The sequence below is a fragment of the Pseudomonas migulae genome (assembly GCF_024169315.1).
GTDB classification, from domain to species: domain Bacteria; phylum Pseudomonadota; class Gammaproteobacteria; order Pseudomonadales; family Pseudomonadaceae; genus Aquipseudomonas; species Aquipseudomonas migulae_B.
The window spans coordinates 3,754,174-3,779,401 of sequence record NZ_JALJWR010000001.1; the positions used below are offsets into that span (position 1 = coordinate 3,754,174).

21 protein-coding genes are annotated in these 25,228 nt (G+C 58.6%); 1 reads left to right on the plus strand and 20 read right to left on the minus strand.

From position 1 onward, the window contains the following. Positions 1–118 precede the first annotated feature (118 nt). Positions 119–508, minus strand: a complete 390-nt coding sequence (locus J2Y86_RS17270) for a hypothetical protein (protein ID WP_008150118.1) — start codon at positions 506–508, stop codon at positions 119–121. A 501-nt stretch (positions 509–1,009) separates the two neighbouring features. Between J2Y86_RS17270 and J2Y86_RS17275 the strand changes: the two genes are divergently transcribed. Then, positions 1,010–1,393, plus strand: coding sequence for a DUF6124 family protein (locus J2Y86_RS17275; RefSeq protein WP_253433815.1), 384 nt, complete (start codon positions 1,010–1,012; stop codon positions 1,391–1,393). 56 nt (positions 1,394–1,449) lie between these two features. Here J2Y86_RS17275 and J2Y86_RS17280 read toward each other — a convergent pair whose 3' ends face one another. From J2Y86_RS17280 to tssF, 19 genes are all read right to left on the minus strand, one after another. Then, positions 1,450–1,890 (minus strand): hypothetical protein, encoded by a 441-nt coding sequence (locus J2Y86_RS17280; RefSeq protein ID WP_253433818.1) that lies wholly within the window; start codon positions 1,888–1,890, stop codon positions 1,450–1,452. A 75-nt stretch (positions 1,891–1,965) separates the two neighbouring features. Next, entirely contained in the window at positions 1,966–2,964 is a 999-nt protein-coding gene (locus J2Y86_RS17285; protein ID WP_253433821.1) for a hypothetical protein, read from the minus strand. A gap of 155 nt (positions 2,965–3,119) precedes the next feature. Then, positions 3,120–3,626, minus strand: a complete 507-nt coding sequence (locus J2Y86_RS17290; RefSeq protein WP_253433823.1) for a hypothetical protein — start codon at positions 3,624–3,626, stop codon at positions 3,120–3,122. Between the two features lie 99 nt (positions 3,627–3,725). Beyond that, positions 3,726–4,319 (minus strand): hypothetical protein, encoded by a 594-nt coding sequence (locus J2Y86_RS17295; protein WP_253433826.1) that lies wholly within the window; start codon positions 4,317–4,319, stop codon positions 3,726–3,728. 106 nt (positions 4,320–4,425) lie between these two features. Further along, on the minus strand, positions 4,426–5,304 hold the full coding sequence (locus tag J2Y86_RS17300) for a hypothetical protein (RefSeq protein ID WP_253433829.1): 879 nt from the start codon (positions 5,302–5,304) through the stop codon (positions 4,426–4,428). After that, positions 5,301–6,308: a DUF2515 family protein gene (locus J2Y86_RS17305; RefSeq protein WP_253433832.1), complete on the minus strand. Its 1,008-nt coding sequence runs from the start codon at positions 6,306–6,308 to the stop codon at positions 5,301–5,303. The genes J2Y86_RS17300 and J2Y86_RS17305 overlap by 4 nt, the downstream gene beginning before the upstream one ends. Further along, positions 6,305–8,530: a type VI secretion system Vgr family protein gene (tssI, locus tag J2Y86_RS17310; RefSeq protein ID WP_253433835.1), complete on the minus strand. Its 2,226-nt coding sequence runs from the start codon at positions 8,528–8,530 to the stop codon at positions 6,305–6,307. The genes J2Y86_RS17305 and tssI overlap by 4 nt, the downstream gene beginning before the upstream one ends. Positions 8,531–8,558: 28 nt before the next feature. Continuing rightward, positions 8,559–9,575 carry a serine/threonine-protein kinase gene (locus J2Y86_RS17315; RefSeq protein ID WP_253433839.1) on the minus strand — a complete coding sequence of 339 codons (1,017 nt, stop codon included), beginning with the start codon at positions 9,573–9,575 and terminating at the stop codon, positions 8,559–8,561. Beyond that, positions 9,572–10,300 (minus strand): PP2C family protein-serine/threonine phosphatase, encoded by a 729-nt coding sequence (locus tag J2Y86_RS17320; protein ID WP_253433843.1) that lies wholly within the window; start codon positions 10,298–10,300, stop codon positions 9,572–9,574. The genes J2Y86_RS17315 and J2Y86_RS17320 overlap by 4 nt, the downstream gene beginning before the upstream one ends. Further along, a complete protein-coding gene (tssM, locus tag J2Y86_RS17325; protein ID WP_253433846.1) occupies positions 10,300–13,839 on the minus strand; it encodes a type VI secretion system membrane subunit TssM in 3,540 nt (1,179 codons plus the stop codon). Before tssM ends, J2Y86_RS17320 begins: the two co-directional genes overlap by 1 nt. A 13-nt stretch (positions 13,840–13,852) precedes the next feature. Then, positions 13,853–14,728, minus strand: coding sequence for a type IVB secretion system protein IcmH/DotU (gene icmH / locus J2Y86_RS17330; RefSeq protein ID WP_253433850.1), 876 nt, complete (start codon positions 14,726–14,728; stop codon positions 13,853–13,855). Positions 14,729–14,733: 5 nt separating this feature from the next. Continuing rightward, the gene (gene tssK / locus J2Y86_RS17335) at positions 14,734–16,065 is read right to left on the minus strand and encodes a type VI secretion system baseplate subunit TssK (RefSeq protein WP_008030656.1); all 1,332 of its coding nucleotides are present in this window, start codon (positions 16,063–16,065) and stop codon (positions 14,734–14,736) included. A 2-nt stretch (positions 16,066–16,067) separates the two neighbouring features. Further along, positions 16,068–16,568 carry a type VI secretion system lipoprotein TssJ gene (gene tssJ / locus J2Y86_RS17340; protein ID WP_253433853.1) on the minus strand — a complete coding sequence of 167 codons (501 nt, stop codon included), beginning with the start codon at positions 16,566–16,568 and terminating at the stop codon, positions 16,068–16,070. Positions 16,569–16,573: 5 nt separating this feature from the next. Next, entirely contained in the window at positions 16,574–17,770 is a 1,197-nt protein-coding gene (tagH, locus tag J2Y86_RS17345) for a type VI secretion system-associated FHA domain protein TagH (RefSeq protein ID WP_253433857.1), read from the minus strand. A 17-nt stretch (positions 17,771–17,787) separates the two neighbouring features. Next, a complete protein-coding gene (locus tag J2Y86_RS17350) occupies positions 17,788–17,928 on the minus strand; it encodes a hypothetical protein (RefSeq protein WP_008030659.1) in 141 nt (46 codons plus the stop codon). Positions 17,929–18,267: 339 nt separating this feature from the next. Further along, the gene (locus tag J2Y86_RS17355; protein WP_253433860.1) at positions 18,268–19,785 is read right to left on the minus strand and encodes a sigma-54 interaction domain-containing protein; all 1,518 of its coding nucleotides are present in this window, start codon (positions 19,783–19,785) and stop codon (positions 18,268–18,270) included. A 10-nt stretch (positions 19,786–19,795) separates the two neighbouring features. Continuing rightward, the gene (tssH, locus tag J2Y86_RS17360) at positions 19,796–22,444 is read right to left on the minus strand and encodes a type VI secretion system ATPase TssH (RefSeq protein WP_253433864.1); all 2,649 of its coding nucleotides are present in this window, start codon (positions 22,442–22,444) and stop codon (positions 19,796–19,798) included. A gap of 13 nt (positions 22,445–22,457) precedes the next feature. Continuing rightward, positions 22,458–23,465 carry a type VI secretion system baseplate subunit TssG gene (tssG, locus tag J2Y86_RS17365; protein WP_253433867.1) on the minus strand — a complete coding sequence of 336 codons (1,008 nt, stop codon included), beginning with the start codon at positions 23,463–23,465 and terminating at the stop codon, positions 22,458–22,460. Then, positions 23,429–25,216, minus strand: a complete 1,788-nt coding sequence (gene tssF / locus J2Y86_RS17370) for a type VI secretion system baseplate subunit TssF (RefSeq protein WP_253433870.1) — start codon at positions 25,214–25,216, stop codon at positions 23,429–23,431. The genes tssG and tssF overlap by 37 nt, the downstream gene beginning before the upstream one ends. Positions 25,217–25,228 lie beyond the last annotated feature (12 nt).

The following is a 25,228-nucleotide window of genomic DNA, read 5'->3' on the forward strand; positions in this document are numbered from 1 at the left end:
CCATTCAAAGTGGTGTGCCAGATAAAACCGGTATCTCAGGCTTCAGGGCCGCTTCGCAGCCCAACGGGGCGGTGCGACGTTTCGCTAAATCCCCTCACCACAGGGCCAATCATCAACCTCAAGCCTTGGCTTTAGCCTTCGCCTTCCGCGGCTTCAAATACTTGGTCAACCCCTGAAACCAGATCACCAACGCCGGGTTGCCCTTGATCTGAATCGACTTGTCCTGAATCCCCGTCATAAACGCCAACTGCTTGTTCTTCGCCTGCATCGTGGCAAAGCCATACGCCGCATCTTTAAACGCAATCGCAAACGCCGGCTCGGCGTACACACCCGACTTGCTGGTAATGCGCTGATCCTTCACAAAGAAATGCCGCGCCACTTTCCCGTCCAGGGTCTGTAGCTGGAATACCAGCTCCTTGTCACCCAACTGCTGCTGAAACGCAGGATTAGTCCGACTGGCTTTACCCATCAACAAACCCAGCATCCACAAAAGAAAACGAAATTTCATGCGTGCAGCCTCAAGAGAAAAATGAACGGCCGGCGCAGTGTAGCGGCTTCATGCGAGAACGCCACCATCTGGTTGCGTTAGAAGAAGATGCAGGTCTTTTTGACGCTGATGACTACCAAGTCATTGACGAAACCAACTGTTTAAAAGCGAAGATATTTTGATCTTTCTACGCTCGAGTCCATCGGATATTTCCTTCAACACGCGGTGCTGTTCGTGAACTAGGCAGCCCTGGGCTTCACCGATAGTCTTTGTTCGTTACCGCAAAAACGGTGACACGGACGTGCAAGTCCGGTACATATCGCCGCACAATCGCCGATCCGAACATCGAGCGTTTTCATGCTCGCTGTAAACGATTTATGGCGGCTGTGCGTGGGAGGTCCCTTTGGGGTCTGCCGGGGTCCGATATGCCCGGTCTTGCACACCTGCGCACGGCTGCCACCCTCATTCGAATGCAAGCGAAGAGGACACAGCCACATCCAAAACACATATCGGGACATACCAATGATCAAGCCAACACCCAATCCTCCAGAACACGAAGACACATCCCCCTACGAATCCTTCGATTCGAAAAAACTCCACGAAGCCGCCGAGCGCGCCCTCGATCTTCACCTCGGCACCCCTGCGGATAAAAAACCTAAACGTCGCAATGGCGACCTCTTCATTGTCGCTCCCGACCTCCACACCGAAACCATCCTGGCCAACGCCTCAGAAGACCTGCTGTCCATCAGCGCCATCGCCGCCGACCTGGCCGACAGTGTAGAAGGCTCACGCCGCTCCGTCGCACTGGCACTCAGCAGAATGGCGGTCGGTGTGCATCTGTTAGTGGAGCGAGCTCTGGACCATATTGATTCGCCGGATCCGGCGGAGCATCGGGCGAAGGTGTAGCGGAACCGCGAATAGAAAAAGGGGACGTTAAGTCCCCTTTCTTGATGATCCCTGACTCACCACTGACAACCAGTCTCTGGTGGCGAATCCATACTGATATCTTGCTCAAACGAATACTTCTTTCCGGATTTATAGTTCATATAAGTCATTCCATAAATCCGGGCACCCTGACTGACCATTTCATACTCCCCCGTCAGCGCACCGTCAGCCACTTCTATCCACGTCGTCGTGAACTGATAGGGCCCATCTTCAGTCATGACTTCATGCTCAGTGTTCCGATGGACAAGAGCAATGGTCTTCTTCGACTTGCTGTACTTAACCCCCGCCCCGCCCCACTTGGCGACCGAGTCGTAATAGGTTCTAAACTCAAAATTGGTGCTTTTGCCTTCCTGCGAACGGAAGCAATAGACCTCAGTTGTGACTTCGCTGTGAGCCGCCAGCGGACAAAGGAGCAACAACGCAATAAAAAAAGAAGACAAAGACTTCAAACCGATCATTCCTTTAGCGGTTAAGGGAACCCATATTCTTACGGGCGTAAAACGAGAAGTAGCAGTTGATAATGTCTCGTTTTTCTAAAGCGAAAAGTCCGACACCTGACTAAGCATCCAACACTGCCCCCGCACAAAGCGGTACTCGATCACATAGTCGGTATCAGGTTTTTGCAGTATCGCCGTAGCGTTATCGCCCTGCTGCTCCTTGACGGTCAACGTCAGGCCATCAGCCTCTCTTTTCACGCGATCCGGGATGAGCGGAAACTTGATCTGATCGCCGCTCACGCTGCGTTTTTCCAGCTCAGGTTCGGGATCTCCTGCTACGGTCGTGGCTAATTGCAGTGGCTGTTGAACGAACATTTTTTGCACGTCTGCGCGCTCGGGAAAGACTGCTAGGAACGCTGAAAACTCGTTCGAGGGACAAGCAACATTGGCCGCGTTACCACCGGTTTTGCGCGGCTTCTGGCTGATGCTATGTTCCAGTTTTGAATCCGCAATAATCTTTGCATCCAAGTCTGCCAGACGCTTTTTAATACTCGCCGCATCCTTGTAAGCACATTCAACATCTACGCCCGCTTCCAGGTTTCGCCCATCGCGGCAGTTCTGCAATTCAGAATCTGGCAGGTCACCGCGAAAGAACCTCAAAGACAACTCATCGCCGTCCTTGATGAGCGCCAACTCCAGCGTCGAATAGGAATAGCCTTCGAACCCACTGTTCGACTCTTTGTTTTTCGTCAGCACATACAAGGACTTCCCCGCTCGCTCAGGGAATTTGCGCTCGAAGAAGAACACCGAAGCTATCTGTTCGCCATTGACGGGCGCCACATAAGTGAGTTTTGGCTTCGTAGCACTCATCGTCGCGTAGAAAACCTCACCATCGGGCACGTACGCGCCTTTCGTCTGGCCTTTAAGTGTGTTCTTCAAGAACAATACCGTGATCTTCTGCTCACCCACTGAAGCCACCACCGGCGGGTGCATCTGCTCGATGGTTTGCAGGTCTTTGGCTAACGCTGGTTGTGACGAAAAACCGATGATTGATACAACTACGCACACACAACTAAAAAATCTGGCCACTTCCATTTACTTCCCTGTTGATCCACGAACGGATCATTCTTAAAAGACTTGCGCCTACAATTTTTTCAGTTTGATTCAGGTGTGCCGCATTTCCAGAAACAAAGGCCACAGACTTATTTTATCCCCAACTACAAAAACAAATTTACCCCTCTGTCTAACTGTTATTTATTACCAGGTTCAACGTAATAAGTCTCAGCGTGTTTAAGCAACGACAGAAAGCTTCTCCTCACCTCATTCGTGTCCTTTTCCTCGCCACATGTCTCTATAAAAAAAACATGATTCTTGCCCGCCTCAAATGATGTGGTAAAACAGACGGCACCTAAAAAATACACGCCCTCTACTCCAGACCAATTGCTACCAGAGTACAGTCTTGCTTTTGATAGCGGATGCGATCCAGTTCCAACTTTCAATCCAACTTTCTCTTGCACATAATCGCCAGCTATTGCATCCGCCAGAGTCATATCTTCGCAGCCGACCTTGATATCCCGCACCCTACCGTCTTTATATTTGTATTTAACAAGGGTCTCGCCTTCACTAGTTTTCCCAGATGAGAAACCAGCGAAATCTTTTACCTTCATCACACAACCATTGCTTTCAACAATTAGATCCTCTCCAGCGTACGCCAGCAAAAACGAGGACAACAAATACAAAGCCGCGACCTTAATCACTGTTTCTGCCTCTTAATTGCAAAAAGGAGGCGCATTTGTTTACTGATGAACGCCCCACAAAACGGTGAAGTCAATTAAATAAACCCGTCCCCTTTTGTCCTAATTCGCCAACTTCAAAAGCCGGTGCACCAACGTCTCGCCGGGACTCCAATCACGCAGGGTCGGCAACAACCCCTTGTTCCGACTTTTTTCGTAATCATCCGCGCCCTCCGGAACGACCAACTCATCCCACACAAAGTAAACATTCGCAGCGACACCTTTCTTTACGTAGTACTTGGGCGATTCACCCCGCGCATCCGTTTCGAAATAGGCAGGAAGCGGATTATCTGAAAATACCATCGCCGCGTTCACGTAAGTCACGGGCGAGTCTGGGCCAGCGAGAAACCTAACCTGGACCACCGAAGTCGGAGGAAACACCGACATCCAAAGGTCATCAACTTGTCCAAGATCTACGATGCCCGGAAGAACTGGAGCAAGCAGACTGAGATTCACCAAATCCCAATCGTCGCCACCCGCACGTAGAGACATGATGGGTTCCTGATCAGAAAAATTGGGAATCTCCTGGGATACCAGCGCAGTCTGTGCTTTGGAAGAGTCGACTGCCGCGACAACGCTTGTGCCGTTGTTATCGCTACCCGTGTCCCCGCAGGCGCCGAGTAGAAGGAAAGTGAAGAACCAAAAAAAATACTTCATAGTGAGTGCTACTTTATCCTTAACTTTTATATAGAAAGCCTGTAAGGCCGACTCGATATCAATGCCGCCGGCGATACAGGTAAGTCCGCACTCCACTCGCAAGACTTTAATTAAGTGCTTTTATCGAAGGTTCTTTATAACTTGAATCAACGTCGATTCCTGCATCCCTTGCTTTTGCCTCAAGCTCATCCCGCTGTTTTTTATATTTTAAAAGCAGATCAGGTAACAACTCTGTCCAGCGCGCCTTTTCAGACTCCTTACTAAACTCAGACACCCAATACTCACGCTCGGTCATGAATTTCAAAGATATCAAATAAGTGCCTCGCTCCGTCGGATCCGAATCAGAGTTACGACGCCACGCCTTCAGGGTCAAATAATTGCCATCACTATAAAAATTCCAATCATAAAAGTCGTCGACCTTTAACCATTGGTCCATATTCATCTTGAAGTCTGGATCAAGCCATGGATGGCTTTTTACATAAACGCCAAATACATTTCCAGGATTCACTATTTTTTCCGCTTGCGAGCCTGAGATGCGCGGATCGTATGGTGCAAAGTAATGCTTCCAACCCGATGCTTTAATTTCTTTTATCAGGCTATATAAAAGCGCCTGATTTTCTTCATGCCGACTGTTGTCTGGAAGACCTCGAATCATCAATTCAAGATTTTCTATATCACCCCCAACATCTCCATCAATCGACATTTTCACATCTGTGACGTGTTCAATTTTTAACGACTTATTAACAAGCACAGCAGGAAGGTCCGCATCTGCAGCCGACTTACTAATTTTATACCAGCACATATTGACTTGCGACAGGCACTCTTTGCGAAACCCCACAGGGCTCTCGGACAATACTTTTGTCATCGCTTCTGACAATTGAATTCCTATTACAGCAGTCGTGCCGGCCATATTATTACTCCTGGTATCTTTTGCATCGCCGCATGCGCTAAGCAGAAAAAAGAATAAAACAATAATTATCTTCATTTTTGATCTTTCCAGCTGGCGATTGTTTCAATCTCGCCTTCCATATAAGTTGGTTTTTTATCCATCAACTCGTGATACTGGGCCGCAATAGCAGCAATAAATACCATTCGCTCGCGTTCATTGTATAAGTTGCCATCTTTCATCTGCACTCGCAGCTCCGGGTCTTCAACATCACAAGCCGTACTAAAAGCGGCAGCGCGGACAGGCACAAAAGGTGCCCATTCAAACGCGGCCTGGACCTTCAATGTCGTCTGGAAAAAATAGTCTTTATAGATTAGTGGCTGCAGTATTCTGCGCTGCTCATGATCCGCAATAGCAAGCAATGATTTCAGTTGCACAGCCCTTCTAGCTGAGCCACTGGCTATGGTTTCAGATTCACGAATACGGTCAAATCCCTTCTTTACATCAGGCGTTAAAGAAAGATTTTTTAATACAGGCAGAGCCTCCTCTGCCCAAGGCAAACTGTCTATGTTCATCTGCACTTGTGCATCACAGCTTTTCGCATTGCGAACGGGCGCACAATCCTCAAATTGCTCTGGATACTTCTTATAAAACCAATGCCAGACAAAAATATCTTGAAACAACCAGAAATTACCTTTTCCTAATCCTTTTTTTCCAATTCTCAAAGGTGGCTGGCCAATAGGCGGCACTCCAATTGTCAGATAAGGTTCTGCCGGAATAAAGTCCAAACCACATTTAACTTGTTTACTGGCAAAAGCTGCCAAACCCATCCAATAAAAACGACCTTTTAAATCTGGATTACCATCCTCACCGCGCTCTAGATAAAACTCAGCATAAGCAGCAGCAATCCGCGCAGCTCTAGCACCAAAATCCGAAACAAGGACCATTTTTGTCGACTTAGAAAATAAACTCTTTTCAGGAACACTTAGACGTCTAATCGCTTCTTGCTGCCCAATCGTCCACAGCTTGTCGCACTTGAACGGGATCTCTTGAATTGAGCAACTCTGAGTGTTGGTTTTAAAAGTGGCTACGGGTGCGCTCATTTATTTCTACTCGCTTCGTAATCATCAGAACCTGGCGGCACAATCAGTTCGTCCCACATCAGATGAACTTCTGCAGTCTCGGCAGTTTCCGTTTCGATGCGCGGATGGAGACCGTCTGCATTACTTCTGGAAATTTTTGGTGCTACCGAGGACGGCACAATAATCGCTGCTTTTACAGACTTGATTGGTTTACCCGTCCCCGTCACAAACCGAATCTGCTCATCGAATTTTTCGCTGTTTGCCGCACCGAATTTAAGCGTATTCCCCGCCCGAGCTTGATCCGCAATCAACGGCAATCCTGGTAACACAATACCGATCCCGGCCCCACTCCCCGACGAACCGCCAGCATTGATTTTGATCACCGGCCCAACCACGGTAATCCCGCCGGCATCAAGTTTGATAAAGCTGCCACCACCCAAAATGGTCAGCTCCGACCCAGCCTCGATAACAATCTTCGCCCCAGCCTTCAGGTGTATCTCTTTCCCAACGCTAGTCAGCTGCGCAGTCCCCAACTTCACATGCTGGTTCTGCCCAATCGTCAGGTGATCATCCATCCGCGCCTCAACCTTACGGTCGGACACAGTGGTGCGGTGTTCCTCGGCCTTCAGCTCGGTATAGGTGTTCTTCACCACCGTGTCGTGGCGTTCATTCCCCACGCGAATCTTCTGATCATGCTCAATGTTTTCATCCCAATCCCGCTGGGCATGAATAAAGATCTGCTCCGCACCTTTCTTGTCTTCAATCCGCAGTTCATTGAACCCACCGCCCCCCGGTGAGCTGAGGGTTTTGAATACAGTGCGGGTTTTGTTGGCCGGCAATTCGTAGGGGACCTGGTTTTCCTTGTGGTACAGGCACCCGGTCACCAACGGCTGATCAGGATCCCCTTCAAGGAAGGTCACCAGCACTTCCATGCCGATGCGCGGGATGGCGATGGCGCCGTAGCGATCGCCGGCCCAACTGCTGGAGACGCGCATCCAGCAGCTGGTTTTGTCGTCGGCCTGGCCTTCGCGGTCCCAGTGGAATTGCACCTTAATGCGGCCGTATTGGTCGCAGTGGATTTCTTCGCCTTTGGGGCCGGTGACCATGGCGGTCTGGCTGCCGAGCACACGCGGTTTCGGGTGTTCCAGGGCCGGACGGTAGAACACGTCCCACGGGGTGGCGAGGAAGCGGTTGCGGTAGCCCTGGTGGAAGTCGTCCTTTTTGTCGGTGGTGTCGCTGGTCACCGACTCTTCGAGGACTTGCGGTTGTTTGCCTTCGTGGACGATTTCGGTGAGCAGCCAGAGGTCGTTCCACTCGGTGCGCGGGTGGTCGGACATTTCGAGGAAGTGGCCGCTGATCAAGCGAGTCTGGTCGCCCTTGCCTTCGGCTTGCTGGTAGTCGGCGCGGTGGCGTTCGAGGGCGCGCTGGCTGAGGAATTTGCCGCGCGCGCGGTCGAGGAAGCGGCCGGGGTAGTCGTAGTCTTCGAGGTCGGGTTCGTCGCTCTGCACATCCGGCTTGTAGGCGGCCTCGAGTTGCAGGCGTGGTTTTTCAAAGTCGTAATCGCGGCGCGTGGTGCGGCTGGTGCGGGTTTCCAGACGCAGTTTGAAGCCTTTGATCACCGGTTCGTCGGCGACCATGCCACTGCCTTGCACATAAGCGGTTGGCTGGCCGAGTTTCGGGAACACGGTCTGATCGTCACCGAACACCAACAAGTGAGCTTTTGCGCTGTGCTGGAAGTGGTAGTGAATGCCTTCCTCTTCACATAGGCGCTGGACGAAGTGCAGGTCGGTTTCGTCGTACTGCACGCAGTAGTCGCGGTCCGGGCACGGCTGGCTGAGCTGGAAGTTGTAGGCGTTGCCTTTGATGCCGTGTTCTTCGAGGATCAGCGCGATGATTTTCGGCGCGGACATCTGCTGGTAGATGCGCTGGTTGGTGCGGTGTTGCAGGTATTGCAGGTGCGGCACCAGGGAGATTTTGTAGCGGGTCAGGCGTTTGCCGGCATCACCTTGGGCGACGCGGTAGATCTGGCCGTGGATGCCGAAACCCTGCGGATCGAATGCCAGGAACGCCTGCTTGTGCAGGAGTTTTTCCAGGTCCAGATCGGGGTTTTCGCTGACCAGTTCAATGTCGAAGCGATACGGCTGGCTGATGCCTTCGGTGCCGGTGAACGACAGCACTTGCAGGTCGCCCACATAGTCTTCGACAGTCAGGCTGAAGTGGGTTTCGTTAGCTGAGTTGAACATTGCTTGCTCCCTGTTCGGTAGTCATCCGTTACGCCCGAAGTCGCAGACGTTGCAGCAAAGACGAAGTGGCGCCCATGGCGTCACGCAATTGGGCGGCAGTGATCGTTCGATCGGCCGCGTCGAATGCCAGCGCCGTTCGCAGGGCTGGCCAGCAGTGTTTCGGTAGATTCCGGGGCGCGTGCAGTTCGCGGTCGAGGTGCGCGTCGCGGGCCTCGGTCGAAGGCAAGCGGCGGAACGGGTGTTTGCCGCCCGCCAGTTCGTAGAGCACGCACGCCACGCCATAGACGTCGGCGCTGGCTGACAGCGGCTGGCCTTCGAGCAGTTCGGGGGCGGCGTAGCCTGGGGTCCAGGCGTTGAAGCGGTCTCGGCTCAGGTGTGGCAGGCCGGGCAAGATGCCCTCTTCTGCTTGGCCAAGGCCGAAGTCGAACAGGCGCACGCCTTCTTCGCTGAGCATCACGTTGCTCGGCTTCATGTCGCCGTGCAGCACGCCACGAGCGTGGGCGTAGGCCAGCGCGTCGAGTAGCGGCAACGCGATATCGCGCAGTTCTTTCCACGGCAGGCCAAGTGGCCGCTCGCAGAGCAGTTTGTCCAGGGTCAGCCCACGCATGAGTTCCATGGTGATGAAGGCGCGCTGGCAATCGGTGTCCACTTCAAAGGTGTGCGGTCGCAGTACGTTGTCGTGGCGCAGTCGTCGGGTCAGCGCGAACTCGCTGTAGAGCAAGGCGCTGGCGTCCGGCGATTCGGCAAATTCTTCGCTGAGGATTTTCAGCGCGATGTAAGGGTCGGGATCGCCGAACTGTTCGCTCAGCAAGTCCCGTGCGCGGTAAACCGCGCCCATGCCGCCGGCACCGAGCAGGCGCTCGATGCGGTAACGGCCTGCCAGCACGTCGGGCATTTCGCCGACACTGGCCTTGGTCGGCGCCAGCGCGGGTTCTGCCTTGTGCGGCTTTCCGTTCAGAGACGGGGCGAACGCAAAGTAAGTCAGGTTACTGTCTTGCTCTTCGCTCATCAGCAGGTCGTCGAGCGGCGGCATGGGTTGATTCATTGGCGGATCACCACGGCAGTCAGGTTGTCCCGGGCCGAGCCACGCAGCGCGCCGTCGAACAGGCGCTCCAGCGCGACATGCGGCGCGGTCAGGCTCAGGGCGTTGCCCAAGGCATCAGTGCTCAGCCCGTTGTACAAACCATCGCTGCACAACAGAAACGCATCGCCGGGGTAGACCTCCAGTTCGAGCACGTCCAGCGTCAACTGCTCGGCCGCCCCGACCGCACGGGTCAAGGCGTGGGCGGAAGGATGCGCACGGGCGTCTTCGAGGCTCATTTGTTGCTCGTCGATGAGTTGCTGTTGCAGCGAATGGTCCTTGGACAGCTGATACAAACGCTGGCCGCGCCACAGGTAGCAACGGCTGTCGCCGGCCCAGATGCAAGCCGCGCGATTGCCGTCCACCAGCAGCGCCACGACGGTGCTGCCCATGATGCTGTCGTGGCGCCCGGCGGTGACGGTCAACTCCTGACCCAAGCGGCGGTTAAGCCAGTGCAGGCACTGGCGAATGCCTTTGAGTCGTTCGTCGAAGTCATCCTGCACCGGCAATTCCGCCAGGCTGGCGACGATCAACTGGCTGGCGACGTCGCCCCCCTGATGACCGCCCATGCCGTCCGCGACCACCCACAGCCCCTGCTGTGGACTGTCGAGAAAAGCATCTTCGTTGCGCGCCCGAACCTTGCCGGCATCGGTACGCGCAGCGCTGCGCCAGGGACTGGCAACCAGCATCAGAGCTGCACCGGCATACGGAAGGTGCGCAGCACGCCCATGTCGAACGGGTTCGGCGTGCGCTGGCTCGACAGCAAGTAGTTGGCGCGCAGGCCACCCACGTCAGCTTTCAGTACCAGCACATCACGACCGCTCAGGTACTCGGTCTGCATCAGGTCGAACAGGCGGAACAGCGACCACGGACCGGTGTTCTTCTCGATGCCGATCGGGCGGCCGGCCATTTTGTCGAGGACCAGGCTGGTGCGTCCGTCTTCAGCATCGGTCGGCCATTTGAACGACACCGGCACGATCGGGCCGTGGCGGTATTCGATGGTCTTGTCGCCGAACTTGAACTCGGAACGGCTGACGGCCGGGTCGAGGGTGTACGGCTCCAGTTTGAACTGCACTTGCGGCTCGGCGGGGTTGATCGAGAAGAAGCTCTGGCGAATCACTTGTGCCGCGGCCATCTGGTCGAGGTAGAGCTTGGAGATCGGCATGCTGTGACCGTCGATGCTGCGCAGACGGTAGTTGCCCGGATCGCCACTCACGAACGGACGCATGTAGGTATCGAAGAAACGATCGGCAATGCCCTGCGCCTTGAAGAACTCGCGGAAGTCGCTGATCGCCACGTCGCTGGTGCTGTGGGCGCTGAACGGGTAACGCTTGTTGATCGCCTTGCCGTAGAAGCTGTACAGCTCGCTCTGATAACGCTGGTTCAGGTACTGGTAGGAATCGTTGAGCACCAGACGCCAGGTGTCTTCGGCCAGCACGTTGAACCACACGCTGACCGGACGCGGCAGGCGGTTCGACGCATTGCGCAAGTTGCTCAGCGCATCACGCTGGCCGCTCATGCGGGTCTTGGCCATTTCGAACGCGGCCTGCTCCGGCGCACTGGCACGCGCGAGGCTCGCCAGTTGCATTTGCAGGTCGTTGAGCGCGTTCAGTGCCGGGGTCAGATCAGCGGCCGGGCCGTTGTTGTCATCCAGCAAACGGTGCAGCGGTTCGAAGCGGCGCTGCAGGGATTTCTTCGCGGTGTCCGGCAGGTTTTTGGTCGCGGCCATGTCCGAGGCCTTGTCCGCTGCGGCAGACGCCAGTTTGCCCAGCTTGCCCAACTTGCCTTTCTGCTCGCCCAGTGCGGCAGCGGCATCAGCCGCTTGATCAGCCGGATCGGCTTCTGCCGGGAAGCGGGTGTTGTCGCGCACTTCCACCAGCAATTGCAGCACCGGCGAGTTGGCCGAAGTCAGGCCCGCCAGTTGCTCGGCACCCTCGCTGAAGTCGGTGATCGCGGGCAGTGCAACCTGACCCACAGCTTCGCTCCAGAAGTTGGCGTAGTCGCGGAAATACAGCTGCTCCAGTTCGACCATCAGGCGACGCAAGTCCATGCCGCTGATGCCCGAGCCTTCGCCCAGCACCCAGTTGTCACGCAGGATGTCGGTGACCAGCGCGGAGCCCTGAACCGAGAAATACTGCTGATAACCCTGTTGGGTGTAGAAGCCCGGGATCACGTATTCGGTGCCGACAAACAGCGCACCCTGTGGACCCAGGTGTTGGCTCAAACGGTATTCCGGCAGGTTGCGAGCCTGCTCGCGCAGCATCCGGTAAACCACGTTGGCCAGCGACTCACTGCGCAAGACCTGACGCGCTTGCGCCACCAGTTGATCGTTCAGCGGGTAGATAAACGGCTGCTTCAGCAAACGCTCGAAGTGCGTGTTCAGACCGTTCTGCACCGCGGTGTTGCCGGCATAACGCTGGGACCATTCGGTAGCGACCCAATCCTTGAGCCATGGGCCGTCGCGACGGTCTTCCATGTTCAGCATCAGGTACGCGCGCAGGCTGTTGAGCAGGCGTTCGCGGTCCTTCATGTTGGCGCGGATCTGTCCTTCCAGCAGGGTCGCGACCTTCGGCAGCAACTGCGTTTCGAGCTCGCGCTCGTAAGCTGCCTTGACCACCGGATTGACGTCTTCGCCTTGATACAGGCCGCCGCGCTCGTGGTACGACACGTCGCCCTTTTTCGGGAAAACCTGAGTCGCCGCGTAGCTGGTGTCGAGGGGCTTCAGTACCGCCATGGAATCATCACGCGCGGTCAGCGCCGAGCGTTGTTGCGTCCAGGCTTGCGCCAGGTTGCGCAGGTTTTCCAGACGCTCGTAGTTAGCGGAGAAACCGCCCGCCCACAGCAGCCCAAACAGGCCCAACGCCGCCAATGCGCCGACGTACAACGCACGCTGGCCCCAATGGATGCGGCTGCGTTCGCGCTTGTCCAGACCGGCCAGATCGGCCTCGGGGAAAATCACCCGGCTGAGCAAGTGATGAATGAACCGCGAGCGGCCACTGCGCAGGGTTGGCAATACGCCGGAGTTGATCCCCAGATTGGCGCCGATGCCGGCGGTGGTCTGGTCCATCTCTTGGGTCAAGTGCGGTGCGCTGGTCAGGTAGAAACCGCGCAACTGGCTGACACGCTGGTAACGGTTGCCGGTGAACGCCATGTCGACGAACAGGCACAGGCGCTCGCCGATCTGCCCCAACTGATGCGGGAAATCGAGGATGCGGCCACGGCGCTGGGTGTCGCGCTCCTGGTGCATGCGCATGATCACCTGACTGTTCAGGCGACGCAGCAGCTCTTCGAACTCGGCGCGCAGGACGGTGACGTCGGTGCCGCTCTGCTCTTTGCGGAAGCTGGTGCCGAGCACCTGATCGCTTTCTTCGCGGGTCAGCTGATCGAAGAACTCGTCGAAACCGAGCAACTGGTCAGCCTTGCTCAGCACCAGATAAATCGGCACATCGACGTGCAGTTTCTGATGCACGTCTTGCAGGCGCGCACGCACTTGGCGAGCCAAGGTGTCCAGATCCTGCTCGGTATCGCCCAGCAGCATTTCCACCGGAATGGTCACCAGCACGCCGTTCAACGGACGGTTGCGGCGACGCTTGCGCAGCAGGTCGAGCAACGTGCTCCAGGCGCTGCCGTCGACTTCGGCATCCGGCTGGGTCAGGTAACGCCCGGCGGTGTCGATCAGCACACCGTGGTCGGCGAAATACCAGTCGCAATGACGGGTGCCGAGGGTGTCGCGGGTGAGTTTGCGGTCGATCTTGTTGATCGGAAATTCAAGGCCCGAGAAGTCCAGCAGGCTGGTCTTGCCGCTGCCCTGCGGGCCGATCAGCAAGTACCACGGCAAATCACTGCGCCAGCGTTCGCTGCGGCCGCGATACAGGCTCGAGGTCTTCAGGGTTTTCAGGGCGTCCTTGAAACGCTCCTTCAACTCCTTCTGCTCTTCGTCGATCTTCTCTTCGCGGCGGATACGGTCCTGACCGTCTTCAGTGTCTTCGACCGCTTTCTTGCGCACACCGGCGCGCCAGCTGACGAAGACCATGGTCAGGCCCCAGATCAGAAACAGCACACTGATGGTCAGCAGGCGGGCGGTCGAACCTTCCCAGAACTTGTAGTCATTGACCGCCAGCAGCGGCCCGACGAACCACACCAGCAGTGCGACGAACAGCACCAGCACCAAGGTCCAGACCCAGGTCTGGCGCACGAACGCGCCGACTTTCTTGAAAAACTTTTTCATCACACGTCCCTGTTTACGGCTGCGACTGCGGCTGGACCGCGGTGGAATCCAGCGGCTGATATGGTTGCAGAACGGTGTCGCGTTGTTCGCCCAAGACCCAGGCGAAACCCGAATACATCACCACCAGGCAGACCACGGTGAACAACACCACCATCCACGCAGGCACGATGCGCACCAGGCTGCGGCGCTGATCATTCAAGCCTTCCCAATGCGGCGACAATTCGCGAGGCACGTCGCCGCGCAGCTGACGAATCTGCCGATACAAGGCATCGCGGATGCCTTCGAGCTCGAGCATGCCGCGCGCTTGCACGCGGTACTTGCCTTCAAAACCGAGGGACAGGCACAGGTACATCAGCTCCAGCATCGGCAGGTGCTTGACCGGGTTTTTCGACAGACGATCCAGCAGCTGGAAGAACTTCTCGCCACCGAAGGTTTCGTTGTGGAAGCTGCTGAGCAGGCTCATCTGCGACCACTCGCTTTCGTTGCCCCACGGCGTGGTCACGACGGCTTCGTCGACCACGGTGCAGAGCACGTAACGCGCGGCCATCACCTGACTGCTTTCGGCGCCGTTGTGCAGTGCGCGCACTTCAAACAGTTTCAGCCCGGCGGTCAGGCGCTCGTTGAGCGCGTACATGTCTTCGCGGGTGTCGCTGTGCTTGAGTCGCACCACTTCCGACAACAGGTCGGAACCGGCGGCCACCAGCGAATTGAGGCTGATGTTGAACGACTCCGCCGGACGCAGGCGTGCGGCGTAAATCATCCGTTCTTCGAGCTGTTCAAAACGCGGCGGTGCAGCGAAGTCAGTCAGCGGACTTTGCGCCGGGCCGTGGCCCTGGCGGTCGAGCAAGACGGTTTTATCGTCCTGATGGTGTTCCATGTCCTTGATCATGTCGGTCAGTTCCTGATGGCCCAGAATTTCAGTTCAAGCTCGGCGAATTCGCCGGACACGTGGAACGCGAAGCCGCCGGAGCGCTCGAGTTGCGCCAGGTCTTCGGAACTGAGTTCGAGGATGAAATAGGTTTTGTTGGAGTGGAACGCGATCTGCCGCGGGGCCACCGGCAACGGTTTGACCTTGATGCCCGGCAGATGCAGGTTGACCAGTTGGCGGATGCGCTCCACCGGGCCGACCTTGAGGTGCGCCGGCAAGCGGTGGCGCAGTTCTTCGGAGTCGCAGTTGGCACTGGCCGCAAGCACGAACGACGCCGAGCCCAGCAGTTTGTGGTCGTGCAACGGCGAGACGATGATCCCGTACTGACGCGCTTGCAGGACCAGTTCGATAGCGTGCTGTTCGAGCACCATCGACAGCACCTGACGAATCGCTTCCATCAGTTTGCGGAAGCTCGCGCCCTGGTCGCTGTGCTGGTAACGGCTGTCCAGGCGCGGGCGCTTGCTGTCGCTGGAGAAGGTCGCCAGATCACCGAGCATGGTCAGCAGCGTGCGGTACAACTCTTCCGGGTGAACCTGCTCCAGACCGAGGTAATGACGCAGCAGCAGTTCAGTGCGGTTGATCAGTTGCAGCATCATGAAGTCGCCGACTTCCGCGCCACCGACCTTGCCGTTGGAGCGAATGCGCTCGGCAATGGTGTCGCCCCGGTGACCGAGCATGCTGATCACTTCTTTCAGGCACGACAGCAGGTAGCTGGAGGAATGCGCCTGAATGTAGGTCGGCACGAAGTCCGGATCGAGGCTGATCACGCCGTCGGGCGTGGTGTCGAGCACGTCGCAGATCTTCAGCTTCACGTAGGCCTGATCGCTCTGCTGCTCGCCGAGCAACAGTTTGAAGTCCGGACGACCGCAGCTGACCTGGCTGGCGGAATCGTCGCCGGCGTTGGAGTCGGCCACTTCGGCTTCGTACGCGGTGTAGCGCGCCAGCACGTCGGATTGCTCCGGACGGCGCGACTCGATGTGGTTACCGGTGACCAGTGGCAGCGCCAGGTAAATCGGCGTGTTGCCAGTGTTCGGCGGCACGTCCAGCGCCAGCGGCTCGGTGTTGCCGCCCAGTTCGAACAGGCTGCCGTCCGGCAGGATCCCCGAGGCCTGGCTGATCACCAGTTTGCCCATGTTGAGGAACTGCAAATCGATGTCCAGGTTGAGGAAGCCCCAGGTGTAACTGCCCAGCAACTGGGTGCGGGTCTTCATCTGGTGGTCGTAGTAGCGATCGTTGTGCTGGAAGTGCTGCGGCCGCAGCAGCATGCCTTCCTGCCAAATGACTTTATGGGAATTCATGATCAGTCATCCGCCTTGGCGAGCGTTTCGTTGCTGTTGCGAATACCGGCCTGATCGAGGGTCAGATCAGCCTCGGTGACTTCCACGGGCGTGACTTGCACCGTGTAGCGCCATTTGGTTTCCGGCAGGTCGCGATACGCCGCGAGGATCCCGACATAACGGCTGCCCTCTTCCACGCTGAGCTTGAGCTCGATGGTTTCACCCGGGCGCAATTCGAGTTCTTCGCTGGCCACCAGGTCCGGGGCCAGGGATTCCTTGGCACGCTCGTAGAGGCTGAAGAAGTCGGCGTTTTCGAAGGTCACTGGGTGCTTGAGCTCGAACAGACGCACGACGATTGGCGACGGACGCCCGTTGAGGTCCGGGTTCAGCTGATCGCTGCCGGTGAGCTTCAGGTTGACTTTGGTCACTTTGGAATACGGCGACAGCGACGAGCAGCCGGCCAGCAGAGCCACGGCCATGAGCGCCGTCAGCGTCTTGAAAAAAGCGGTCGAGCAGCGAGACATGCGCATCATCCTTGGTGGTCGGTGTGAAGGGTGGAAATCAGGCGGATCTGTTCTTCGTACGCCTGAGCGAAGTCGCGGGCCAGCAGGCGCTCGCTCCAGTCATCGTCCTGACGCAAGGCCTGGTGATAACGACCGTAGGCTCTCCAGCGACTGCCGGACGTGGCCAGCAGCGGCTTGTTGTCGCGTTCGAAACGCAGGGTCAATTGCTGCGGCGAGAAGTGCTCCAGCGTGCCGCGAACGGCGGCGCGGCTGGCGGTCAGCAAGGCCACTTGATGCGCCTGCAAATCGCGGAACGCGCGGGAGATCGACTGCTCCGCCGGCAACTGGCCCGGCTTGTTCGGCTGCAACAGAATGCCCAGTGCTTCACCGGCATCGACGGCGAACTTCAGCGGGTTCTTGTGGGTGCCTTGCACGGTGGTCTGGGCCAGACGCAGTTCGTTTTTCAGTTCGCTGCGGGTGCGCAGGCTCTGCTGCAAACCGCCGACGCTTTGCTTGAGCAGGCGTGCAGCGTTCAACGCCAGGGCTTCGCGGGCGTCGTGGTCGAGGCCTTTGAGGTCCACGCCCAGCGCGGCGCCGAAGTGCTCCCAGAAACCTTCGCTCTGACGCTCACGCGCTTTCGGCACCGGGGCTGGCGCAGGTTCGGCCGGGGCGTCGATCAGCTGCGGCACCATCAGGCTTTCCATGTCGATGCGCGCGTAGTCGGCGCGCTGACGGGTGTCCTCGATATTGGTGCTCGGGGTGATCAGTTCTTCGATTTCCGAGTACACGCGCTCTTGCTGATCGAGGGCATTCAGCGGATCGAGGTCGAGGAACGCGTCGTCCGGAATGATGCTGCCCGCCGCTTGCGGGCGACCGACTTCCACGTCGAACGTCGCCGGGTCGCGCACCAGCCGCGCGCGGATCTCGAAATCACCCAGCACGTAGGTGCTGCCATGCTCGATGCGCATCGGTTCGCCCTTGCGCAAGCGCGCGCCGCTTTCGCCATCCTGGACACCGTTGCTGCTGGTGTCGGTCAGGAAGAACGCCCCTTCGCGAAAGCTGATGTCCACATGGTGATTGGACAGATGACGCTTGCGGTCCGGAATGATCCAGTCGCAATCCTCGCCCCGGCCAATCACGCCACCGGCCTGCTTGAAGGTCTTCTGGCACAGCTCGGTGGGCACGAACTGCTTGGTGTTGAGCATTTCGAAAACCAGTTCCATGGTGATACTCCTTGCGGTCACTTGCCGCGATTGACCGCCTGCGGATCACCCAATGGGCGATAGGTGTTGTCGTTGAATTTGTAATTGCCGCTGCAGCCGCCAAGGCCGCATAGAACGACGAGGGTCAGCAGGACGGCTTGCCAGTGACGAACAGACATCAGAGGGTCTCCAGGGGTAGACAAAGCACAAAGCGCCGGCCTGTTTGGGCGGCGCTATCAGAAGCGAATGAGGTTGATTGGATGGCTCTAATCCGTGGATCAGAGCCAATCAAAAGGGGAATGGTGAACACCTGTGGCGAGGGGACTTGTCGGAATGCCGCACCACCCCGTTGGGTCGCGAAGCGGCCCCAAAATTGGCTAACCCGTTTATTCAGGTAGACCGCGTGGGCTGGATTGCGGCTGCTGCGCAGCCGAACGGGGATAAATCCCCTCGCCACAGGGAATTCGCTGGCCCCAGGGAGCATTCCAACCTGAGCGACCGGGTTACAGAAATCCTGATCAGCCATCGAAGTCACCCAGGTTGATATTCAGGCGCCCGAGGCGGTACAGCAGCGTGCGACGCGGCAAGCCGAGTTCGCGGGCGGCGAGGGTCTGGTTGCCGTCGTTTTTGCGCAGGCAATCGAGCAGCAGGCTGCGTTCGACCTGCTCCAGGCGTTCGCGCAGGTTCAGGCTGTTGTCTTCCGGCATGGCTTCCATGCGCAGGGAGAAGTGCTCGGCCAGCAACTCGCCGCCCTCGCACAGCAACACCGCGCGTTCGACCAGGCCTTTGAGTTCGCGCACGTTGCCGGGGAAGGCATAACCGGACAGGTGATCCAGCGCCGCATCGGACCAACGCACCGCGTCGCGCTGCAAAAACGAGCAAGCCTTGTCGGCGAAGTGCCGGGCCAGATCCAGAATGTCGCCTTCACGCTGACGCAGCGCCGGCAGTTCGATCGGGAATTGCGCGAGGCGGTAGTACAAGTCCTCGCGGAATTTGCCTTCACTCACCAGCACCGACAAATCCCGGTGTGTCGCAGCGATGATGCGCACGTCGATCTTGTGGGTGTCGTTGGAACCCAGCGGGCGGATCTCGCCTTCCTGCAACACACGCAACAACTTGGCTTGCAGCGACAACGGCATGTCACCGATTTCATCGAGCAACAAGGTGCCGCCATTGGCCGCGTCGAACAGCCCGGCGCGGTCGCGATCAGCACCGGTGAACGCGCCTTTGCGGTAGCCGAACAGCTCGCTTTCCAGCAGGTTCTCGGGGAACGCCGCGCAGTTCTGCACGATGAACGCTTGGGACCGACGCGGGCCGCAGTCGTGAATGGCGCGGGCGACCACTTCCTTGCCGGTGCCGGTTTCACCGCGCAGCAGCACGGTGTACGGGCTGTGCAGGACTTTGCTGATCAGCGAATACGTCTCGCGCATGGCCTTGCTCTTGCCGATCAGGCCGTACCCACTGGCACTCGGGACGCTGACTTTCATTGGCCGTGCATCACCGGTCGGCTGACGCAAGCGTTGCAGCAAATGCAACTGACCGAGCACAAACGAACCCAGTTGACCGAGGGAATCGGCGAAGCCTTGCAGGTCGATGTGCCGGCGACTGGCGCACAGCAGCAAGCCTTCGACCGCCTTCTGCTGATTGACCAGCGGCACGCACAACAGCGACTGCCAAGGCGTGGCCTGCGGTGGCAGGAAACTGGTCTCGTGCAGGCTGCCGCTCAGTTCGCCGAGGCTCACCACGCGGTTCTGGCAAAGGGCAAATTGCAGCAGTTGTTCACCGTTGTAATCCGCCGGCAGGCTCGCCGACTCGCGCGGTTGCAGAATGCCGTTGAGGCACTCGGCGTTCATCCCCAGACAGGTGTGGGTCGCATCCAGCAAGTACAACTGCGTCAACTCGCACCCGCTGAGTTCCGCCGCCCCGCGCACGAAGTCACCCAGCAGCGCAGCGCCGTCCGCCGCCCGCGACAGGCTGGCGAACTGCGCCAGCAAGGCTTCGGCATACACCAGCGGCTGCGGCACTTGAGTGAACATCACACCCACCTCAGGCGAACTCGCAGGTCACGCTGGCGCCGCCGTCGAGCGTCGCGTGGACACGCTTGAGGCTTTCTCCGGTGGCCATCGCGTCGAGCAAGCGGTCGGCCACCAGCGGCAGCACGTGCAGGTCCAGCAAGTGATCGATCAACCGCGCGCCGCTGTCGCTTTGGGTGCAACGGTCGGCCAGGTGATCGACGAGGTCTTGCGAGTAGGTGAAGTCCAGCTGACGACGGTTCAGGCGCTCGCCCAAACGACCGAGTTTGATTTCGATCAGCTCGCGCAGCACCGGGCCGCCGACCGGGTAGTACGGCACGACGCGCATACGCGCCAGCAGCGCCGGTTTGAAGTGCTTGCTCAGCACCGGGCGAATGGTTTCTTCGAGCACTTCGGCGGTCGGCCGCGCGCCGTTTTCGCAGAGTTCGCTGATGCGGTCGCTGCCCAGGTTCGAGGTCATCAGGATCAGCGTGTTGCGGAAGTCGATCTCGCGCCCTTCGCCGTCGTTGGCCACGCCTTTGTCGAAGATTTGGTAGAACAGGTTGAGCACGTCCGGATCGGCTTTCTCGACTTCATCGAGCAGCACGACCGAGTACGGTTTCTGGCGCACGGCTTCGGTGAGCATGCCGCCCTCGCCGTAACCGACGTAGCCCGGTGGCGCACCGATCAGGCGCGATACGGTGTGCTTCTCCTGGAACTCGGACATGTTGATGGTGGTGATGAAACGATCACCGCCGTACAGCAAATCGGCGAGGGCCAGCGCGGTTTCGGTCTTGCCGACGCCGCTCGGGCCGACCAGCAGGAACACGCCGACCGGTGCATCGGGTTTGTTCAGGCCGGCAGCGGTGGCGCGCATCGAGCGGTCCAGTGCGTGAACGGCTTGTTCCTGACCACGGATGCGGGAGCGCAGGTCGGTGGCGAAACTGGCGACTTTTGCGTTGTGTTCCCGGGCCAGTTGCGCGAGGGGTACGCCGGTCCAGGCGCTGATCACTTCGGCGACCAGACGCGGGCAGACTTCGAAGCTCACCAGGCGTTCTTTGACCTGAAGCTCGGTCAAGGCTTTGTGGGTTTCGTTGAGTGCGGCTTCCAGGGTTTCGACGCTTTGCGCTTCGTCCACCGGTAGTGTTTCGATGACAGTGCCTTCGGCGTCTTCCTCAACCGTGACGGTCGGTTCGACAGCAGCTGCTTCGCGTGCCTTGGCCAGTTGCTGACGCAGATCCAGCAAGCGCTCGGCGAGTTCCTTCTGCTCGGTCCACAGCGCTTCGAGGGCGACCATTTCGTCCTCGGCGGCGTCCAGGCGATCTTCCAAAGCGTCCAGCGCTTCGTGATCGATCAGCAAACCGGCTTCAGCATCACGGCGCAGCGCCTGACGTTGACGGCCCCCTTCGGCCAGCTCACCACGCAGGCGTTCAAGGCTTTCCGGTGCAGCAGCGAGGCTGATGCGTACGCGAGCGCACGCGGTGTCGAGGACGTCGACGGCTTTGTCCGGCAGCTGACGACCTGCGAGGTAGCGGGCGGACAACTCGGCCGCCGCCACCACCGCGTCATCGCGCAGGTAGATGCCGTGGCTCTTCTCGTAAACCTGGGCCAGGCCACGGAGGATGGTCACCGCTTCGCTGACGGTCGGTTCGTGCAGTTGCACCGGTTGGAAACGACGGGCCAGGGCCGGGTCTTTTTCGAAGTACTTCTTGTACTCCGCCCAGGTGGTAGCGGCGATAGTGCGCAACTCGCCACGGGCCAAGGCTGGTTTGAGCAGGTTGGCCGCATCGGAACCACCGGCGTTGCCGCCCGCGCCGATCAGTGTGTGGGCTTCGTCGATGAACAGGATGATCGGTTTCGGCGAGGCTTTGACTTCGTCGATCACGCCTTTGAGACGACGTTCGAACTCACCTTTGACGCTGGCGCCGGCCTGCAACAGGCCCATGTCCAGCGACAGCAGCTCCACGCCTTTCAACACTTGCGGCACTTCACCGGCGGCAATGCGCGACGCCAGGCCTTCGACGATCGCGGTCTTACCGACACCGGCTTCACCGACCACAATCGGGTTGTTCTTGCGGCGACGGGCGAGGATGTCGACCATCTGGCGGATCGCGCCATCGCGGCACAGCACCGGGTCGAGTTTGCCGTCGCGGGCCTGTTGGGTGAGGTTGTGGGTGAAGCGCTCCAGCAACGATTCGCCGGGCACGGCAGGCTTACCGGTGGCCGGTTGTTCTTTCTGCGACAGGGCGAATTCTTTCAGGCGCTCGATGTTCAGCTTGGCCAGCAACGACTGGTAGCGGCTGCCGGCGTAGCGCATCGGGTTGCGCAGCAGCGCGAGGATCAACGCGGCTTGCTCGACCTGGCTCTGGCCCAGTTCAAGGTTGGCCACCAGCAACGCATCCTGCAGCCACTGCACCAGTTCCGGGGCGAACACCGGATTGCGCGAGGCGCTGTGCTCGACCCGCGATTGCAACGCGGCGCTCAGCTCGCCGGCATCCACTTCGGCGTCTTGCAGCGCGCGTGCGAGCAGGCCCTGCGGGCGCTCCAGCAGGCCCAGCAGCAAGTCTTCGACGAGGATCTTGCTGCCGCCACGGGCGACGCAGCGCTCGGCAGAACTTTCCAGATCACGGCGGGTTTCGGCGTCCAGCGCCTGGATAAGCTGTTGCAGGTCTACGTTGATCATTGGTCATCTGTCCTTAATGAATTTTGCTGCCCAGGGTCACCACGCCGTCCGCTTTTTCGCGGCCCAGCCAACTGGTCCATCCCAGGCGACAGGCGTTCTGCTCACCGATGCGCAGTTCGCGGATTTCTTCCTGGCGCAACACCAGGCGAATGTCGTAGTCGAGCGGGTCACGCAGGGTGAACCGCACCAGCGCGCACAGCGGCTGGTAGCCGAAACCGATCGGCAGGAATTCGTGAAAGCGTTGCCAGTCGAGCTCGCGGATGTGGATGCGGAATTTGCCGCTGCGGTCGCGCACGTGTTCGCCCAGCACCAGGTCTTCACCGAGCAGGCTGTTGGCACGGCCCAGACGATTGCGCTGCTCGTCGAGAATTTCCACGCGGCGCTCGATGCATTGCTCGATGGTCAGTTCGGCGTGCTTGAAGTAGTAACGCAGCACCGCTTCGATCAGCGCCGCCGAGTGCGCCCGCAAGCTGAGCAAACCGAGGTACGGCAGCAGGCGTTTCCAGTTCAATTCCTGGGCCTTGCGGATCTCTTCGCCGCCGAGGCCGATCAGCGCAAACAACTGCGACGAAAACGGGTCTAGGGCGCCACTTTCGAAACTGGCGCGGTAGCGGTACTTGCGCCAGATCGGCAGCATCAGCCGCTGCAAACGATGGTGAAACAGGTCGAGGAAGTTGCGCGTCGGGTTGCCGTCCTCGCTGTCGCCCAGCGCCTGTTCGCCGTAGAACGCCGGCAGCGGCGAACCGGAACCCACCAGGCCGATGAGGTTGAACCGCAGGCGCGCGCGCATTTGCCCGTGCTCTTGGAAAAACTCCACGCGATCGACGTCGCTGCCAGGGAAACCCAGGCTCGGGTTGGCCTGGAATTCGAGCTGGTCGTACAGGTCATCCTGGCTCAGGTGCGGGTGGGCCTCGCGCAGCCGGTCCACCACCAGCAGCACGGCCTGAAACAGCGAGTACTCGCGTATTCCTCGGGTCAGTCCGCTTAAAGAAGCGGCTGAAGGCCCATACGTGGTGTCCATTGGTACACCTCTCCCTGTGTGCTTTTTACCCGCAGCTCGTGGTACGAATTGAGACTGGCGTAAAGCGCGAAAAACTCGTTGAGAACCGAGGCGAAAACGAACAGGTCGCCCTCGCCGATATACCCTTCCGGGTCGATGGTCAGCTCGGTACGCAACCCGCGAACCGGCAACCCTCGGTGCAGTCGGTCGACATGCTGATGCTTGATCGACTTGAGCCCGCCGAGCAGGCGTTTGCTGACTTTCTCCGCGTGCTGGTCGTAATAACGCGGCAGGTCGTAGGTTTCGAGAATCACCTTCAACGCATTGACGTCGGCCAGCGACAGATAGTTAAGCGACATGTTGCTGATCAACTTCCAGAGGAAGTCGCGGTTCAGCGGCGGCGCAAAGCTCGACGTAGCGGGGGTGATGTTGCGGAAACTCAGGAACTCCGGCGTGTCCTCGCAGGCCATGCTGATGTCGCCGAGCTTGAGCTTGCGCGGCAGGTTCTGGTTGGTGCACATCAGCTCGATCGACAGGGTTTCGTGGGCTTCGGTGTGGCGGATGCCGAAGCTCAGGTAGGTGTCGAGGCCGTCGTGCAGCAGGGACGAACGCTGGCGAATGCTGTAATGCGGACGGCTGTTGGGCACGTCGAAACTCGGGTCGTGCTCGAAGGACTCGAACGGCACGTATTCCTGATAACCGAGGCCGCCGGGCTTCCATCCCGTCACGGTCTCCACCGAAAACACGCCGCAGTTTTGCAGATCGAATTCGGCGGGCAGCAGCAGGTATTCGTCTTGCTTGCCATCGAGGCGAATCGGCAAGGCGTCGTGCTTGAACAGGTTGACGATCGGCGTGCAGTAGAGCTTCACGTTGTCCAGCGTCGGACGCATGCGCATGATGCCGCTCTTGCGAATATCGAAGCGCAATTCGAGGCCGCGCATTTGCTTGAGCGTGTCTTCCGGCAAGGCTTTGAGCAGGTCCAGACCGTTGATATCAACGAAGAGGAATTTGTCCTGGAAGGCGAAGTATTCCTGCAAGTAGCGATAGCCGCGGAAGGTGTTCAGCGGATACGGGATCAACGCTTCTTCTTCGGCAAAACCCACCGGCTGCACACGGTCGCCGGGCATCTTGAACGCCATCGGCGTGCCGTTGACGCCGTTGATGGGCTTGCCGGCGCCGTCCAGCGGGATCAGCTCGATGCCTTCCAGGTTGCGCAACAGGCTCAGGTAAAGCATCTGGCTGATGTAGCGCTCACCGGCGAAGTGCAGACGCAGACGGCTCAACTCCAACTCACCGAGGTGGCCGTCAGCGCTCATCTCCAGACGCAGGCTCAACAGCGAACCGTCGCCCTTCACCGAATAATTCAGCGCGGCCAGATCCAGCGGCAGAACTTCGGTCGGGTAGCAGGTGCGGAAGCGGCAACGCACGTCATCGATCGGCACACTCTCGACCGGCGTATCGCGCTCGACCATCAATGCAGGACCCGAACGCTTCAACGGGTCGAACTGCAAAATGCTGAACGCCGGCAGCGGGCGCATGTAGTTGGGCCACAGCAGGTGCATCAGGGAATGGCTGAGCTCCGGCAGTTCGTCATCAAGCTTCTGACGCAGGCGGCCGGTCAGGAACGCGAAACCTTCCAGCAACCGCTCCACGTCCGGATCCCGCCCGGCCTGCCCGAGGAAAGGCGCCAACGCCGGACTACGCTCGGCGAATCGACGACCTAACTGGCGAAGTGCGGTGAGTTCGCTTTGGTAGTAGTGGTTAAAGGACACGGGGTACCTTCC